Origin of the sequence: Streptomyces sp. NPDC002795 (assembly GCF_042888725.1) — a bacterium.
In the GTDB taxonomy this organism is placed as follows: Bacteria; Actinomycetota; Actinomycetes; order Streptomycetales; family Streptomycetaceae; genus Streptomyces.
Window position 1 is genome coordinate 870,974 of sequence record NZ_JBIAQB010000002.1, and the last position, 12,713, is coordinate 883,686.

General features: G+C 71.2%; 11 protein-coding genes and 1 riboswitch. Of the genes, 6 read left to right on the forward strand and 5 right to left on the reverse strand.

The window, feature by feature from the left end:
- Positions 1-11: 11 nt before the first annotated feature.
- Entirely contained in the window at positions 12-1,313 is a 1,302-nt protein-coding gene (thrC, locus tag ACFYWS_RS08650; protein WP_389271334.1) for a threonine synthase, read from the reverse strand.
- Positions 1,314-1,331: 18 nt separating this feature from the next.
- Positions 1,332-1,486, reverse strand: a riboswitch (SAM riboswitch).
- Positions 1,487-1,647: 161 nt separating this feature from the next.
- Between thrC and ACFYWS_RS08655 the strand changes: the two genes are divergently transcribed.
- The 3 genes from ACFYWS_RS08655 (at position 1,648) to ACFYWS_RS08665 (ending at position 5,908) form a co-directional block, all read left to right on the forward strand.
- On the forward strand, positions 1,648-2,595 hold the full coding sequence (locus ACFYWS_RS08655) for a glucosyl-3-phosphoglycerate synthase (RefSeq protein ID WP_389271336.1): 948 nt from the start codon (positions 1,648-1,650) through the stop codon (positions 2,593-2,595).
- 37 nt (positions 2,596-2,632) lie between these two features.
- The gene (locus ACFYWS_RS08660) at positions 2,633-4,435 is read left to right on the forward strand and encodes a hypothetical protein (RefSeq protein WP_389271339.1); all 1,803 of its coding nucleotides are present in this window, start codon (positions 2,633-2,635) and stop codon (positions 4,433-4,435) included.
- A gap of 87 nt (positions 4,436-4,522) precedes the next feature.
- Positions 4,523-5,908 carry a trehalose-6-phosphate synthase gene (locus tag ACFYWS_RS08665; RefSeq protein ID WP_389271342.1) on the forward strand — a complete coding sequence of 462 codons (1,386 nt, stop codon included), beginning with the start codon at positions 4,523-4,525 and terminating at the stop codon, positions 5,906-5,908.
- Here the strand turns inward: ACFYWS_RS08665 and otsB are convergent.
- The 3 genes from otsB to ACFYWS_RS08680 all read right to left on the reverse strand — a co-directional run bounded on the left by otsB (position 5,885) and on the right by ACFYWS_RS08680 (position 8,367).
- Positions 5,885-6,715, reverse strand: coding sequence for a trehalose-phosphatase (gene otsB / locus ACFYWS_RS08670; RefSeq protein ID WP_389271345.1), 831 nt, complete (start codon positions 6,713-6,715; stop codon positions 5,885-5,887). The genes ACFYWS_RS08665 and otsB overlap by 24 nt on opposite strands.
- 145 nt (positions 6,716-6,860) lie before the next feature.
- Positions 6,861-7,088 (reverse strand): DUF3263 domain-containing protein, encoded by a 228-nt coding sequence (locus ACFYWS_RS08675; protein WP_389271348.1) that lies wholly within the window; start codon positions 7,086-7,088, stop codon positions 6,861-6,863.
- Between the two features lie 10 nt (positions 7,089-7,098).
- Positions 7,099-8,367, reverse strand: coding sequence for an ABC transporter substrate-binding protein (locus ACFYWS_RS08680; protein WP_389271351.1), 1,269 nt, complete (start codon positions 8,365-8,367; stop codon positions 7,099-7,101).
- A 140-nt stretch (positions 8,368-8,507) separates the two neighbouring features.
- On the opposite strand from ACFYWS_RS08680, the gene ACFYWS_RS08685 reads away from it, so the two are divergent.
- From ACFYWS_RS08685 to ACFYWS_RS08695, 3 genes are all read left to right on the forward strand, one after another.
- Entirely contained in the window at positions 8,508-9,449 is a 942-nt protein-coding gene (locus tag ACFYWS_RS08685; RefSeq protein WP_389271354.1) for an ROK family protein, read from the forward strand.
- Positions 9,449-10,585, forward strand: a complete 1,137-nt coding sequence (gene nagA, locus ACFYWS_RS08690) for an N-acetylglucosamine-6-phosphate deacetylase (protein WP_389271357.1) — start codon at positions 9,449-9,451, stop codon at positions 10,583-10,585. The genes ACFYWS_RS08685 and nagA overlap by 1 nt, the downstream gene beginning before the upstream one ends.
- Positions 10,586-10,689: 104 nt before the next feature.
- Positions 10,690-11,607, forward strand: coding sequence for a 1-phosphofructokinase family hexose kinase (locus ACFYWS_RS08695; RefSeq protein WP_389271360.1), 918 nt, complete (start codon positions 10,690-10,692; stop codon positions 11,605-11,607).
- Positions 11,608-11,752: 145 nt separating this feature from the next.
- On the opposite strand, the gene ACFYWS_RS08700 is transcribed toward ACFYWS_RS08695, so the two are convergent.
- A complete protein-coding gene (locus ACFYWS_RS08700) occupies positions 11,753-12,682 on the reverse strand; it encodes a carbohydrate-binding protein (RefSeq protein WP_389271363.1) in 930 nt (309 codons plus the stop codon).
- Positions 12,683-12,713 lie beyond the last annotated feature (31 nt).

The following is a 12,713-nucleotide window of genomic DNA, read 5'->3' on the forward strand; positions in this document are numbered from 1 at the left end:
GTCGGTCGGACTCAGAGGTCGGCGGCGAGGCCGGCCTCGCGGAACGCGTCCAGGCTCGGCCGGATGGTGGCCGTGGCCTGCGAGGAATCGGCAACCGCGTCCAGCGTCTTGAGCCCGTCACCGGTGTTCAGTACGACGGTGGTGAGCGACGGGTCGATGAGGCCCGCCTCGATGAGCTTCTTCGTGACGCCCAGCGTGACACCGCCCGCCGTCTCGGCGAAGATGCCCTCCGTCTGCGCGAGCAGCTTGATCGCGTCGACGACCTGCTCGTCGTTGACGTCCTCCACGGCGCCGCCGGTGCGGCGCGCGATGTCGAGGACGTACGGGCCGTCGGCCGGGTTGCCGATGGCGAGGGACTTGGCGATCGTCGTCGGCTTCTGCGGGCGGACCACGTCGTGGCCGCCCTTGTAGGCGACGGAGACCGGGGAGCAGCCCTCGGCCTGGGCGCCGAAGAGCTTGTAGGGCTTGTCCTCGACGAGGCCGAGCTTGATCAGCTCCTTCAGGCCCTTGTCGATCTTCGTGAACTGCGAGCCGGACGCGATCGGGATGACCAGCTGGTCCGGGAGCTGCCAGCCGAGCTGCTCGCAGATCTCGTACGCGAGCGTCTTGGAGCCCTCGCCGTAGTACGGGCGGAGGTTGACGTTGACGAAGCCCCAGCCCTCGCCCAGCGGGTCGCCGATGAGCTCGGAGCAGAAGCGGTTCACGTCGTCGTAGTTGCCCTCGATGGCGACGAGGTCACCGCCGTAGACACCGGCCATGACGACCTTGCCCTGCTCCAGGTCGTGCGGGATGAACACGCAGGACCGGAAGCCGGCACGGGCGGCGGCGGCGCCGACGGCGCCGGCCAGGTTGCCGGTGGAGGAGCAGGAGAGCGTGGTGAAGCCGAAGGCGCGGGCGGCCTCGATGGCCTGCGCGACGACGCGGTCCTTGAAGGAGTGCGTCGGGTTTCCGGAGTCGTCCTTGACGAACAACTTGCCCTCGGCGACGCCCAGTTCACGGCCCAGGTTGTCGGCCTTGACGAGCTTGGTCCAGCCGGGGTTCAGGTTCGGCTTCTCGGCGACGTCGGCCGGGACGGGCAGCAGCGGGGCGTAGCGCCAGATGTTGGCGGGACCGGACTCGATCTGCTTGCGGAGCGCCTCGGGGTCACCGACAGGCAGCTCGTACGCGACTTCGAGCGGTCCGAAACACTCGGCGCAGGCGAAGACGGGGCCGAGCGGGACGACGGCGCCGCACTCGCGACAAGAGAGGCCGGAAGCCGGACCGAGATCAACGGTCTTCGCGGTCGTTTCGGTGGCGACAGTCTGTACAGCCATGAGAGGCGAGGCCCTTTCTCCTCATCTTCCTCGCGGCGCATCTCGCCACGAGACGGATTTGGCACCTTCACTAGCCGGGAGCCTCGCGGGCGCACTGCGGTGTGCGGACGAGACCGGCTGGAGGGTTGCCGGGGCTTCAACGGGCCGTATCCCTCTGCCCCTCTGGATGAGCGGTATTCGATTGTGTGGATTCAGTTGTGTACTGCAGGCGACCCCCGACATGCGATGGTCACCGGCCTTGTTCAAGACTGTAACCGAAGGCCCGGGCTCGTGAGACAGGGGTCCGAACCGCGAGATGGATCACATATGGATCCTTAGGGAAGGAACCCAGACCGTGCTGGAAGAGGTCGAGCGCTGGCTGAACAGGCGCTCCTGGTCCGTGACCGAGCACCCCTTGCACCGGCTGGTCGCCGCCAAGCACGCGTCGGGGCAGACGGTGAGTGTCGTGCTGCCCGCGCTGAACGAGGAGGAGACGGTCGGCGAGATCGTCTCCGAGATCCGGCGGACGCTGATGACGGAGGCGGTGCCGCTCGTCGACGAGCTCGTGGTGATCGACTCCGGCTCCACCGACCGCACCTCCGAGGTCGCGGCGGCGGCCGGGGCGCGCGTCGTGCACCGGGACGCGGTCCTGCCGCGGATACCGGTCCGGCCCGGCAAGGGCGAGGTGCTGTGGCGCTCCCTGTTCGTCACGTCCGGTGACATCGTGTGCTTCGTCGACGCCGATCTGCGTGAGTTCTCCGCGGACTTCGTCTCCGGGATCGTCGGCCCGCTGCTCACCGAGCCGGGCGTGGACTTCGTGAAGGCGATGTACGACCGTCCGCTGGCCGGGACCGCCGGGCAGGGCGGCCGGGTGACGGAGCTGATGGCGCGGCCGATACTCAATCTGCACTGGCCCCAACTGGCCGGATTCGTCCAGCCGTTGGGCGGCGAGTACGCGGCCCGGCGCTCGCTGCTCGAACGTCTCCCGTTCCCCGTCGGATACGGCGTGGAGCTCGGCCTGCTCGTGGACGCGCTGCACACCGTGGGCCTCGACGCGCTCGCCCAGGTCGACGTCGGCGTGCGCAAGCACCGGCACCAGGACGGGCAGGCGCTGGGCCGGATGGCGGCGGCGATCTACCGCACCGCCCAGCTCCGTCTCGCGCGCGGGCACCTGATCAGGCCGGTGCTCACACAGTTCGAGCGCGGCGAGGACGGCTTCGAACCGCACACCCACCCGGTGGACACGGAGGAGCGCCCGCCGATGATCGAGATCGGTGAGTACGCGGAGCGCCGCGTGGCGTAAACGCCCCATAATCGTATGTTTGCCTAGATTGCCCTTTATGCTGCTCAGACATCTCAAGGGCAAGGCGGCCTGCGCCGTCACAGCCGCCCTCGCCGCCTGCCTGACGGGCCTGGCACCGGCTCCCGCCTCCGCGGACGTGGTCTCCCCCTTCGCCAAGCGCTACGACGAATCGATCTACGGCGACTTCAAGACCATCGGCAACACGGTCATGGGCTGCCCGACGGACGACGCGAACATGGCCGCGCGCTGCGCCGTCGCCGCGAACGGCGAGGGGAGGGACAACAACAACACCTTTGTCATGCAGCGGATCAACACCGCGGGGACGACGGACGGCTACGGCTCCAGCACCGGCCAGGTCTCCGTCCCGCCCGGCGCCGAGGTCGCCTACGCCCGCCTCTTCTACGGCGGCAACGACGGCACGTTCAAGGGGCCGAGCGGGGCCCAGCTGAAGCGCTGCGACATCTCCGGCGCCGATGTGGACCCCTCGCCCGGCGACCCGCTGGACGCGACCCCCGTGGTCGGCGTGAACGGCGCGGCCCCGGCCAAGGTCTCCCCCGAGAACCTGGTCCAGGACCCCGCCTCCACCAACGGCCCGCACTTCTACACGGGCGAGGCCGACGTGACGAGCCTCTTCAGCGGGGTCACCGGCACGGGCACCCCGGTGCCGGTCTCGGTCGGCGACATCTGGGCGCCCACCGGCAAGGGCTGCGTGGGCGGCTGGTCGATGACGGTCGTCTACAAGTACGACAGCCCGAACGAGACCTACGCGCCGGACCGCCGCAACGTCTACATCTACGGCGGCCACGTCCTGCAGCGCTCCACCTCCCCGGCCACCCGGGTCACCGTGGACGGCTTCTACCGGACCTCGGGCACCCCGCGGGCCAGCGTCACCGCGTACGAGGGCGACTGGAACACGTCGGGCGACAAGTTCACCGTCGGCGGCCAGAACATCACCGAGTCGCACACCGGCAACACCAACAACTTCTTCGTCTCCGAGGACGACGGCGCCCTCGACCCGAGGATGGTCAACAACCTGAGCATCGACGCGAAGGAGTTCGACGTCACGGGCGGCGGCTCCACGCGGGCCGCCGGGGACGAGCCGATCCCGGTCGGCTCGACCTCCACCACGCTCGACTTCTCCACCAAGGGCGACACCTACGTCCCCTCGGCGCTCGCCCTGTCCGTCCCCGTGCCCGACCTGGAGATCACCAAGACGGCGAGCCCTGCGGAGGTGCAGCCCGGCGACACGGTGACGTACACGGTGAAGGCGAAGAACGTCAGCCGACTGCCGTACCCCAACGCCAAGTTCACCGACGACCTCACCGAGAACCTCGACGACGCGACGTACAACAACGACGCGCAGGCGAGCATCGGCGACGTCTCCTACACCGAGCCGAAGGTCGGCTACACCGGTGACATCCCGGCCGGCGAGACGGCGACCGTGACGTACTCCGTGAAGGTCAACGACCCGGTGAGCGGCGACGGGAAGCTCACGAACAGCGTCACCGCCGACACTCCGCGCACCAACTGCGAGGAGGGCTCCACGGACGCGCGGTGCGGCATCTCGCCCACCATCGAGCGGGAGGCGCCGACGCCGACGCCGACGAAGCAGCCGGTCGACCAGCCGTCCGAGACCTCGCCGACCCCACCGGCCCCGTCGACCCCCTCGACGAGCAGCCACAACCCGCAGGCCCGGCCCACCCCGCCCAACCCGCCGAGCGCGGGCGAGATGGCCGAGACCGGCACCGGCTCGAACCTGCCGCTGTACGGCGGGCTCGCCGTCACGCTGTGCGGGCTCGGCGCGCTGGTCCTCGCCGCCGTCCGCGGCCGCAAGCACTGACCTGACCGCAGGTCTTCGTATACGGCCGGGCCCCGGCGGGGCCCGGCCTCACGTTTGAACGTTTCCGGGCCGGGCTAGCGTGCCCGTATGAGTTCCACGACGCATGGTGCTGCTGAGGTTCTCGTCGCGTCCAACCGCGGCCCGGTCTCGTACGCGGTCGACGACACGGGAGGGATCGCGGCGAAGCGCGGCGGGGGCGGTCTGGTGTCGGCGCTGAGCGTCGTCGAGGACAAGCTGTGGGTGTGCTCGGCGCTGAGCGAGGGCGACCGGGAGGCGGTGCGGCGCGGGGTCACCGAGCCGGGTGTGCGGATGCTCGACATCGACGCCGGCGTGCACACGGACGCGTACAACGGGATCGCGAACTCCGTGCTGTGGTTCGTGCACCACATGCTGTACCAGACACCTCTTGAGCCGTCGTTCGGTCCGGAGTTCCGCAGGCAGTGGGCGTCGTACGAGGCGTACAACCGGGCCTTCGCCGAGGCGCTCGCCGAGGAGGCGGCGCCGGGCGCGACGGTGGTCGTGCAGGACTATCACCTGACGTTGGTGCCGGGGATGCTCCGCGAGCTCCGCGGCGACCTGCGCATCGGGCACTTCTCGCACACGCCGTGGGCGCCCGTCGACTACTTCCGGATGCTGCCCGACGACATCGCCGAGCAGGTGCTCAGGGGCATGCTCGGCGCCGACCGCTGTGCGTTCCTGACCCGGCGCTGGGCGGACGCCTTCACCGACTGCTGTACGCATCTCGTCGGCGGCACGTCCGGGACCCGGATCGGGGTGCACGGGCTCGGCGCGGACGCGGACTTCCTGCGCGAGCGGGCCCACCGTGACGACGTGGAGGAGCGGCTCGCGGCGCTGCGCGCGCAGATCGGCGCGGACCGCAAGGTGATCGTGCGGGTGGACAGGACCGAGCTGTCCAAGAACATCGTGCGGGGGCTGCGGGCGTACGAGCTGCTCCTTGAGTCCTCGCCCGAGTGGCGGGAGCGGGTCGTGCACGTCGCGTTCGCCTATCCGTCGCGGCAGGACCTGGCCGTGTACCGGGATTACACGGACGAGGTCCAGCGGGTCGCCGATGCCATCAACTCTCGTTTCGCTACGGAGAGTTGGACGCCGGTCGTACTGCACGTGAAGGACGACTTCGCGCGCTCGCTCGCCGCGTACCGGATCGCCGACGTGGCGCTGGTGAACCCGATCAGGGACGGGATGAACCTGGTCGCCAAGGAGGTGCCGGTCGTCTCCGACGAGGGGTGCGTGCTGGTGCTCTCGCGGGAGGCGGGGGCGTACGAGGAGCTGGCCGAGGACGCGCTGACCGTCAACCCCTATGACGTGAGCGGCACTTCACGGGCCCTCGCGGAGGCGCTCGCCATGCCTCAGGACGAGCGGGCGGAGCGCACGAAGCGGCTCGCCGCGGCGGCGACGGCGCTGCCGCCAGGGGCGTGGTTCCTGGAGCAGCTAGAGGCGCTGCGCCAGGACTGAGAAGAAGGCGGCCAGCTCTGCGGGGCCCTCCACCAACAGATCGGCCCTGTCGGCGAGTTCGGGCACCACCGTGTCCGCGGCCACCAGGAGGCCCGGCACTCCGTCGGAGCGCAGCTTCTCCACCGCCGCGAAGGCCGGGAGGTCGCCGAGGTCGTCGCCCGCGTAGAGGACGGACTCCGCGCCCACCTCCCGTACGTACTCGGTGAGCGCCACGCCCTTGTCGACGCCGGGCGGCCGCAGCTCCAGGACCAGGCGGCCCGGCTCCACGATGAGGCCGTGCCGGGCGGCGAGCTCCGACAGGGGGTCGCGGAGGGTTTCGAAGGCGGCCTGCGGGTCGCGCGCGCGGCGCGTGTGGACCGCGACGGCGCGGCCCTTCTCCTCGATGTACGTGTCGTTCCAGAGGTCGAACCCGGCCAGTACGCCCGGGAGTTCGGCCCTCACGGTGGCCACGCCCGGGTGCGGGGCGGGGGCGCTGACCGTGCCGGTGGCGGCGTCCCAGCGTTCGGCGCCGTAGTGCCCGAGGACGACGAGGTGCTCCAGGCCGGGCACGCCCGCGAAGCCGCCGTGGCGGACCGCGGTGCCCGCCGGGCGGCCCGTGATGACCGCGATCGCGGCGACCTTCGGGGCGAGGGCGGCGAGGGCCGGGACCACGTCGGGGTGGGCGCGGGCGGTGTCGGGGTCCGGGACGATGGGGGCGAGGGTGCCGTCGAAGTCGATGGCGACGACTGCGCTCCGCGGGTGGGCCAGGAGGGCGTCCAGGCCGTCGCGTCCTGCGGTCGTCCGGGGGGCGTACTCATGGCTGACCATACGATTGACGATAGCCGGGGTCGACGCCTCGGGGCTCTGCCCCGGACCCCGCGCCTCAATCGCCGGCGGGGCTTGAAATATCAAGCCCCTGCGGCGATTGAGCAGCGGGGTATGGGGCAGAGCCCCAAGCCCAGCCACGGTGGGGCTAGCGCTCGCCGCGCCGCGCGTCGCGGACCCGCCGCAGGCGGTTCACCGTCACCGGGGCGAACTCCAGGGCCCGAGGGTCGTCGAGGAGCGCGTTGAGGAGCTGGTAGTAGCGGACCGGCGCCAGGTCCAGCTCCTCGCGGATCGCCCGCTCTTTGGCCCCCGGCGAGAGCCACCCACGGCCCTCGAACACAAGCACCGCACGCTCACGGTCACCGAGAGGCTCCATACCGGTCACGCTACTCCGCGGATTCCGCGGCCGCCGCCTCGTTCTGGATCGCGCCGAGGGTGCCCGCCGCGCTGCCCTGCGGCGTGACGGTGGAGCCGATCTGCTTCTTGATCTCGGCGCTGACCTCGGGCCAGGACGTCTTGTTGGCGGGGTAGTACGTGGCGCCCGCGAGTTCGTCGATGAACGGGCGCAGGGCCTTGTCCTTGGCCGAGGACGTCATGGCGTTCGACGCGGAGACCGTGACGGGCGCGACGGTGTACTTGCGGGAGAAGTCGAGGACGTTCTTCTTGTTGTAGGCGTAGTCGAGGAACGCCCCGGTCTCCTTGGGGTGGCCGCCCTGCTTGAACGCCATCATCCAGTCGGTGACGCCCATCGTGGACCTGGGCGTGCCGTCCGGTCCGGGGATCGCCACGTCACCGTAGGAGACGCCCTTCGCCTTGGCCATGTTCATCAGCGTGGGGTGGCCGGACAACATGCCGACCTGGCCCTTGGCGAAGGCCTGGAAGGCGGGCGTGCGGTTGAGCTCGCCGGGGGCGGTCGGGCCGGTGAGGCCCTTGGTGACCAGGTTGTTCTTGAGCCAGGACAGGGCCTCGACGTTCTTCTTGTCGTCGAGGGCGTAGCTGCCGACGTTGTCGGTGTAGCCGCCGCCGTTGCTGAGCATCCAGATCAGCGTCTCGGCCTGCGCCTCTTCGGTGCCGAGCGGCAGCGCGAAGGGGTAGCGCACGCCCTGCGCCTTGAGCGCCTTGGCGGCGGTGACGAGACCGGCCCAGGTCTTCGGCGGCGTGATCCCGGCCTGGGTGAAGAGCTTCTTGTTGTAGAAGAGGCGGCGCGTGGAGGCGGCGAACGGCATGCCGTACTGCGCGCCCTTGATCTCGCCCGCCTGGCTCATCTGGCCGACGAAATCGGCCTGGACCGGCACGGAGAGCAGCTTGTCGACGGAGTACAGCTTGCCCGCCGCCGCGTAGTCGGCGTACGCGCCGATCTGCGCCATGTCGGGCGCGTTGCCCGCGGCGACCATGTCCTTGACCTTCTTGTCGACGACGTCCCAGGAGTGGACGTCGACGTCGACCTTGATGCCCGGGTGCTGCTTCTCGAAGCCGGCGGCGACGTCGTCCCAGTACTCCTGGGAGCTGTTGGCCTCGGAGTCGCCGTAGTCGGCCGCGACCAGCTTCAGCGTGACGTCGTCCGAGTCACCGCTCCCACAGGCCGTGAGCAGCGACGACGCGGCCACCACCCCGAGCGCGGCCGCCACGGTCAGAGCCGTCCTCCCCTTGCGCACGTGCCGCACTCCAACTGTGTCTTCCACGCCACAGGCCTGTCCCATGGTCCCCCGAAGGTCTACACCACATGGCCACCGGAGCGGAAACGAGGGGAGACTGGACTAGACCTCTCGCGGGTGGACGCGCGAGACTGTCCCCCGTGAAACATGTCATCGCCCTGGACGTGGGCGGCACCGGGATGAAGGCCGCCCTGGTCGGGACCGACGGCAACCTGCTGCACCAGGCGCGCCGGGCCACCCGGCGCGAGCGCGGCGCCGACGCGGTCGTGGAGTCGATCCTCGACTTCGCCGCCGAACTGCGCGCGTACGGCGAGCGGCACCTCGGCGAACCCGCGCGGGCCGCCGGGGTCGCGGTGCCCGGCGTCGTGGACGAGACGGACGGCATCGCCCTGTTCGCCGCCAACCTCGGCTGGCGCGACGTCCCCATGCGGGCCCTGCTCAGCGAGCGGCTCGGCGGCATCCCCGTGGCGCTCGGCCACGACGTGCGCACCGGCGGGCTCGGCGAGGGGCGGCTCGGGGCGGGCAAGGACGCCGACCGGTTCCTGTTCATGCCGCTCGGCACCGGGATCGCGGGCGCCATCGGCATCGACGGGCGCATCGAACCCGGCGCGCACGGCTCCGCGGGCGAGATCGGCCATGTGGTCGTACGCCCCGGCGGCGTGGCCTGCGGCTGCGGTCAGCGCGGCTGCCTGGAGCGGTACGCCTCCGCCTCCGCGGTCACCCTGGCCTGGCAGGAGGCGAGCGGCGACGAGAAGGCGACCGCGGCGGACTGCGCGAAGGCCGTCGACGCGGGCGACCCGAGGGCGGCCCAGGTCTGGCGGGACGCGGTGGACGCGCTCGCCGACGGTCTCGTGCTCGCGCTCACTCTGCTGGACCCCCGCACGCTCATCATCGGTGGCGGGCTCGCCGAGGCCGGGGAAACCTTGTTCACACCCCTGCGTGCGGCCGTCGCGGAGCGCGTCACCTTCCAGGCGCTCCCCACGATCGTCCCGGCCGTCCTCGGGGACAGCGCCGGATGCCTGGGCGCGGGACTGCTCGCCTGGGACCTGCTCGCCGTCGACAACACGGAGGTAACCGCCTGATGGCCACAGCAAAGGTGCTCACCGGCGCCAAGGTGGTACTCCCCACCGGGACCGTCACCGACGGCCGCGTCATCGTCGACGGCACGAAGATCGCCGGTGCCGTCCCCGACGGCGCCGAGACCGTCGACCTGACCGGCCACTGGGTGGTGCCCGGCTTCGTCGACATGCACAACCACGGCGGCGGCGGCGCGTCCTTCACCTCCGGAGCGATCGACGAGATCCTCACGGGGGTGCGCACGCACCAGCAGCACGGCACGACCACGGCCGTCGCGTCCTTCGTCACCGGCGACATGGACTTCCTCGTCCAGCGCGCGGGGCTGCTCTCCGAGCTGGCCGAGCACGGCGAGATCGCGGGCATCCACTTCGAGGGCCCCTTCATCTCGCCGTGCCGCAAGGGCGCCCACGACGAGACGCTGCTGCGCGACCCCGACCCGGCCGAGGTCCGCAAGCTGATCGACGCCGCCCGCGGCCAGGCCAGGATGGTCACCCTCGCCACCGAGCGGCCCGGCGGCATCGACTCCGTACGGCTGCTCGCGGAGCACGGCATCATCGCCGCGATCGGCCACACCGACGCGACGTACGAGCAGACGGTGGAGGCCGTCGACGCGGGCGCCACGGTCGCCACGCACCTGTTCAACGCGATGCCCCCGCTCGGCCACCGCGACCCGGGGCCGATCGCGGCGCTCCTGGAGGACGACCGCGTCACCGTCGAGCTGATCAACGACGGCACGCATCTGCACCCGGCCGCCCTGGAGCTGGCGTTCCATCACAAGGGCGCGGACAAGGTCGCGTTCATCACCGACGCGATGGACGCGGCCGGGTTCGGCGACGGGCGTTACATGCTCGGCCCGCTGGAGGTCGAGGTGAGGGACAGCGTGGCGCGGCTCGTGGAGGGCGGCTCCATCGCGGGCTCGACGCTGACCCTCGACCGGGCGTTCAAGCGCGCCGTGACGATCGACGAACTCCCCGTCGAGGACGTCGTCCGCGCCATCTCCGCCAACCCGGCCAGGCTCCTCGGCCTGTACGACAAGGTGGGCTCGCTGGAGCCCGGCAAGGACGCCGACCTGGTGGTCCTGGACGCGGAGTTCGAGGTCAAGGGCGTACTGCGCAAGGGCGAGTGGCTGGTCAAGCCGTAACCCCCGGCACGTCCAAGGCGGTTGGCCCGCGGTCTGGGCCAACCGCCTTGACTTTGACATGATCAGGCCCCGTTACTGGAAGTACGCAAGGGGGGTGGGGTCCTGTGATCCTCACGGTCACGCTGAACACCGCACTCGACATCACGTACCGGGTGCCGTCCCTGCGCCCGCACGCCACGCACCGCGTCACCGAGGTCACCGAGCGGCCCGGCGGCAAGGGTCTCAACGTGGCGCGGGTGCTGGCCGCGCTCGGTCACGAGGTGGCCGTGACGGGATTCGTGGGAGGTGCGACGGGCCGCACGCTCCAGGGCCAGCTGCTCGACACCCCGGGCGTCGCGGACGCGCTGGTGCCCGTCTCCGGCGCGACCCGCCGCACGATCGCCGTCGTCGACGCGTCGAGCGGCGACACGACGCAGCTCAACGAGCCGGGCCCGACCATCACACCCGCCGAGTGGACGGCCTTCCAGGAGGCGTACGCGGATCTGCTGCGCTCGGCGTCCGCGGTGGCCCTGTGCGGCAGCCTCCCGCCGGGGGTGCCGGTGGGTGCCTACGCGACGCTCGTACGGGCCGCGAGGGCCGCCTCGGTGCCCGTCCTCCTCGACACCAGCGGCGAACCGCTGCGCCGCGGCGTCGCGGCCCGCCCCGACCTGGTGAAGCCGAACGCGGACGAGCTGGCCGAACTCACCGGCTCCCACGAGCCGTTGCAGGCCATGAAGGACACACGCCGCCGCGGCGCCCACGCGGTGGTCGCCTCACTCGGCGCGGACGGGCTGTGCGCCCTGACGGCGGACGGCGAGTGGCGCGCGCCTGCCCCCGGACGCCTGCGCGGCAACCCCACGGGGGCGGGCGACTCGGCGGTGGCGGGCCTGCTCTCCGGCCAGGTCGACCACCTGCCGTGGCCCCAGCGGCTCGCTCGCGCGGTGGCGCTGTCCGCGGCGACGGTGGTGGCACCAGTGGCGGGCGAGTTCGACCGCGGCACGTATGAGGACCTGGTGGGCCGGGTCACGGTCGCGGCCGCCTGACCCATTAAGCCTTTCAAGCCCCGCCGGCGATTGAGGCGCGGGGTCCGGGGCAGAGCCCCGAGGCGTCACGACCGGCGCGGGCGTTGCGGTCCTGGGGCGCTGCCCCAGACCCCGCTGCTCAATCGCCGCAGGGGCTTAAACAGGCTCAGCCCTGGGTGAGCCACATCCGGTCGAAGTTGGCATCGCACTTGTTGCCCTGCTCACAGGAGACCGTAATCGCGTTGGTCCCCTTCGTGAGCTGGACGATGGCCCACGTGTTCGTCCAGCCCTTCTCCCAGTCGCCTTCCTCGGCACCGGCGAAGTTCTGCATGTTCAGCGGGCGGGACTGCTTCTTGCCGTTCACGTCGATCGTGGCGTCGGAGTCCTTGCCGGGCACCCCGTAGTCGACGTGCAGCTTGTACGCGCCGTCCTTCGGAATGTTGTTGACGGTCCAGGTCAGGCTCGCGCCCACCTTGTTGAACCCGGCGACGTACACCCCGCCGTCGCCCTTCGCGCCCTGCACGTCCGACGCGGTGGACGTGCCACCCGCCAGCTTCAGCGTCTTCGCGTCGGTCTTGGGCAGGTCGACCTTCGCGGGGGACGCCGACTTCGAGGCCGACTCGCTCGGCTGCACCGACTCCGAGCCACCGGCGGGCTTGCCGCCTGCCTCGCCCTTGTCGTCGCCCGAGTCGTTACTGAGCATGGCGACGCCGATGCCGATGACGACGGCCGCGACCACGGCGACCGCGCCGATCAGCAGCGCCTTCGTGTTGGGGCCCCGGCCCCGGCCGCCACCGCGCATGGGCGCCGTCGGCGGACCCGGCTGGTTGGGAACGCCGCCGGGCATCGTCTCGGGCGCCTGGTAGTGCGCGTTCGGCTGCTGGTACGCCTGGGTCGGCTGGGTCTGCCCGTACTGGCGCTCGCCGACCGTGCGGATCTGGTTGCCCCGGTAGGAGGACCGCGAGCTCGGGTAGCCGTAGCCGTAGCCACCGCCCTCGGGCGGGGTCGCCCCGGCCGCCTGCCCGTCGGCGTACAGATAGCCGAACGGATCGTCGCCCTCGGGCGTGGTGCTCCCGCTGTCGTTGCCGGGCGCCATCCCAGATCACTCCCTACACGTTGCTTACCTC

Bases quoted from the DNA above. Each gene is read 5' to 3' on its own strand.
- thrC (WP_389271334.1), bottom strand. From the start codon at position 1,313: ATGGCTGTACAGACTGTCGCCACCGAAACGACCGCGAAGACCGTTGAT.
- ACFYWS_RS08660 (WP_389271339.1), top strand. From the start codon at position 2,633: ATGCTGCTCAGACATCTCAAGGGCAAGGCGGCCTGCGCCGTCACAGCC.
- ACFYWS_RS08665 (WP_389271342.1), top strand. From the start codon at position 4,523: ATGAGTTCCACGACGCATGGTGCTGCTGAGGTTCTCGTCGCGTCCAAC.
- otsB (WP_389271345.1), bottom strand. From the start codon at position 6,715: ATGGTCAGCCATGAGTACGCCCCCCGGACGACCGCAGGACGCGACGGC.
- ACFYWS_RS08675 (WP_389271348.1), bottom strand. From the start codon at position 7,088: ATGGAGCCTCTCGGTGACCGTGAGCGTGCGGTGCTTGTGTTCGAGGGC.
- nagA (WP_389271357.1), top strand. From the start codon at position 9,449: ATGGCCACAGCAAAGGTGCTCACCGGCGCCAAGGTGGTACTCCCCACC.
- ACFYWS_RS08700 (WP_389271363.1), bottom strand. From the start codon at position 12,682: ATGGCGCCCGGCAACGACAGCGGGAGCACCACGCCCGAGGGCGACGAT.